The sequence below is a fragment of the Roseomonas aerilata DSM 19363 genome (assembly GCF_000711725.1).
In the GTDB taxonomy this organism is placed as follows: domain Bacteria; phylum Pseudomonadota; class Alphaproteobacteria; order Acetobacterales; family Acetobacteraceae; genus Roseomonas; species Roseomonas aerilata.
The window spans coordinates 1-2,688 of sequence record NZ_JONP01000119.1 but is presented as its reverse complement, the minus strand read 5'-3'; the positions used below and the strand labels follow the sequence as shown (position 1 = coordinate 2,688).

The window sequence follows — 2,688 nt, the reverse complement described above, 5'->3', positions numbered from 1 at the left end:
CTCGATCTCCGCCGCCGAGATGCGCCGGACCAGGGTGGGATCGGCACCGTCCGGCTGGTCTATGCCCTTCAGCGCAGTCTGACTGACGTAGTACCCGTACAATCGCCCCCGGCGCCGCGTGTGGGTCGGCGAGAGCGCCCGGCCGTCCGTGCCGTAGATGAGCCCCTTCAGCAGCGCCGGTGTCTGGTTGCGGGTGGCATTGCCCCGGGTGTGCGGGCTCTCCTTCAGCAGGGCGTGCACCTTGTCCCAGAGCGCCCGATCGACGATGACGGCGTGCTCACCAGGGTAGACCTTCCCCTTGTGCGCCGCCTCACCGACGTAGGTCCGGTTGTTCAGCAGCTTGTAGACGTCGCCCTTGTCCAGCAACCGTCCCGACCGGCTGGTCAGGCCCTCAGCCTGGAGCTGGCGGGCAGTCTCGGTGCCGGATCCGGTGTCCAGGAAGGTGGTGAACACCCGCCGGACCGTGGCGGCTTCCGCCTCGTTGACCAGGAGCTTCCTGTCCCTGACCTCGTAGCCGAGCGGCACGCGACCCCCCATCCACATTCCCCGAGCGCGAGAAGCGGCGAACTTGTCCCGGATGCGCTCGCCAATCACCTCGCGCTCGAACTGGGCGAAGGAGAGCAGGATGTTCAGCGTCAGCCGCCCCATGGAAGTGGTGGTGTTGAAGGATTGGGTGATGCTGACAAACGTCACCCCGTGCGCCTCGAAGGTCTCCACCAGACGGGAGAAGTCCATCAGCGAGCGGGAGAGGCGGTCGATTTTGTAGACCACCACCACGTCCACCCTGCCCTGCTCGATATTGCGGAGCAGCCGCTGCAGGGCCGGACGCTCCAGGGTGCCGCCCGAGAAGCCGCCGTCGTCGTAGCGGTCCCCTACCAGGGTCCAGCCCTCGGCACGCTGGGACAGGACGTAAGCCTCACAAGCGTCCCGCTGGGCATCGAGGGTGTTGAACTCGCGGTCGAGCCCCTCGTCCGTGCTCTTGCGGGCGTAGACGGCGCAGCGGAGGCTTCACCAATCCCATCCTCATCGACGGCGATCGCGGCGTCATCGCTGGCCACGGGCGCCTCCTCGCCGCGCGCCAGCTCGGCATGACCTGAGGTGCCAACGCTGGAGCTGAGCCACCTCACGCCAGCTCAGCGCCGTGCGTACGTGCTCGCCGACAACCGCCTAGCGCTCTCCGCCGGCTGGGACGAGGACCTGCTTCGTGTAGAGCTGGCCGACTTGGGCGCAGAGGGCTTCGACCTGGCGCTCACCGGCTTCGATGAGCTCGAGATCGCCTCCTTCCTGGCCGAACCCTCCTCGAGCCTGACGGACCCCGATGCCGTCCCCTCCCCGCCCGAGGTGCCGGTGTCGCGCCTGGATGACGTCTGGCTGATGGGCCGCCACCGTCTCGTCTGCGGCGACTGTACCGATCCTACCGCGGTCGAGGCCGTGCTTGCCGGCGTGCGCCCGCACCTGATGGTCACGGATCCACCCTACGGCGTGGCCTACGATCCCTCCTGGCGCAACGAAGCCCTGGAGGGCAGCAAAACTCAGCGCACGGGCAAGGTGCTGAATGCCGACCGCGCGGACTGGACGCAGGCCTGGGCGCTGTTCATGGGCGACGTCGCCTATGTCTGGCACGGCGCCCTGCACGCCAGCACGGTGGTCGAAAGCCTGATCGAGTGCGGCTTCGACATCCGGGCCCAGGTGATCTGGGCCAAGGAGCGCCTGGTGCTCGGGCGGGGCCACTACCATTGGCAGCACGAGCCCTGCTGGTACGCCGTTCGCAACGGCGCGAAGGGGCACTGGGCCGGGGACAGGAAGCAGACGACCCTCTAGTCCATCCCCAACCGAGACCAGGACGCCGACACCGTCCACGGCACCCAGAAGCCGGTGGAGTGCATGTGTCGGCCGATCGAGAACAACTCCTCGCCCGGGCAGGCTGTTTACGAGCCCTTCTCCGGCTCTGGCACCACCCTGATCGCCGCCGAGATGAGCGGTCGCGCCTGCCACGCCGTCGAGTTGTCCCCTGCCTACAGCGATGTCGCCGTGCTTCGCTGGCAGGCCTTCACCGGCCAGGAGGCGCGCCTGGAGGGCAGCCGAGCCACCTTTGCTGAGGTGGAGCCCAGCGCTGCCCCGCCACCGCTGGGGAGCGCGCCTGATATGCCTCAGGGATCTCCTTACCTCCCAACCGAGGAGCAGCGTCGGACCGTGCGAGTCATGGCCGGCTTCGGCATCCCCCAGCCTGACATCGCCACCCTGCTCGAGATCGATCCCAAGACGCTGCGCCTGCACTTCCGGCGCGAACTGGACTGCGGCTCTGTGGAGGCGACGGTGAAGGTCGCTCAGACCCTGTTCCAGATGGCGACCTCCGGTCAGAACACCGCCGCCAGCATTTTCTGGATGAAGGCGCGTGCGGGCTGGCGCGAGAAGCACGAGGTGGTGCTCTCAGCCAAGCCGGCGGGCGAGATGACCGACGCTGAGCTCGAGGAGGAGATCGCCCGCGCCCGGGCGGCAAGGCTCGTGCTCGACCGTGAGGGGCCTCCCAATGAAGACTGACCCCGCCTGGGAGTTGGGTCAGCGCCGCGCCATCCGCCGCGACTTCGGCCAGTGGTGCGAGCACGCCCTCGCGCCCCAGGGCTTCGCACCGGCTGCCCACCACCGCCTGCTCATCCGCGAGCTGCAGGCCGTCGCTGATGGCGTGCA

Annotated in this window: 3 protein-coding genes and 1 pseudogene; 2 read left to right on the top strand and 2 right to left on the bottom strand. The window is 68.4% G+C overall.

The window, feature by feature from the left end; genetic code table 11:
* Positions 1-537: recombinase family protein (locus tag BO39_RS35595; protein ID WP_420493652.1), on the bottom strand; the 537-nt coding region annotated here is incomplete at its 3' end.
* Between the two features lie 12 nt (positions 538-549).
* Positions 550-984 (bottom strand): annotated as a pseudogene (locus BO39_RS35590) (recombinase family protein); the annotation flags it as partial.
* A gap of 114 nt (positions 985-1,098) precedes the next feature.
* Between BO39_RS35590 and BO39_RS34830 the strand changes: the two are divergent.
* Both BO39_RS34830 and BO39_RS34825 read left to right on the top strand, forming a co-directional pair.
* Positions 1,099-1,821: a hypothetical protein gene (locus BO39_RS34830; RefSeq protein ID WP_156964162.1), complete on the top strand. Its 723-nt coding sequence runs from the start codon at positions 1,099-1,101 to the stop codon at positions 1,819-1,821.
* Positions 1,822-1,824: 3 nt separating this feature from the next.
* On the top strand, positions 1,825-2,541 hold the full coding sequence (locus BO39_RS34825) for a DNA methyltransferase (RefSeq protein ID WP_156964160.1): 717 nt from the start codon (positions 1,825-1,827) through the stop codon (positions 2,539-2,541).
* Positions 2,542-2,688 lie beyond the last annotated feature (147 nt).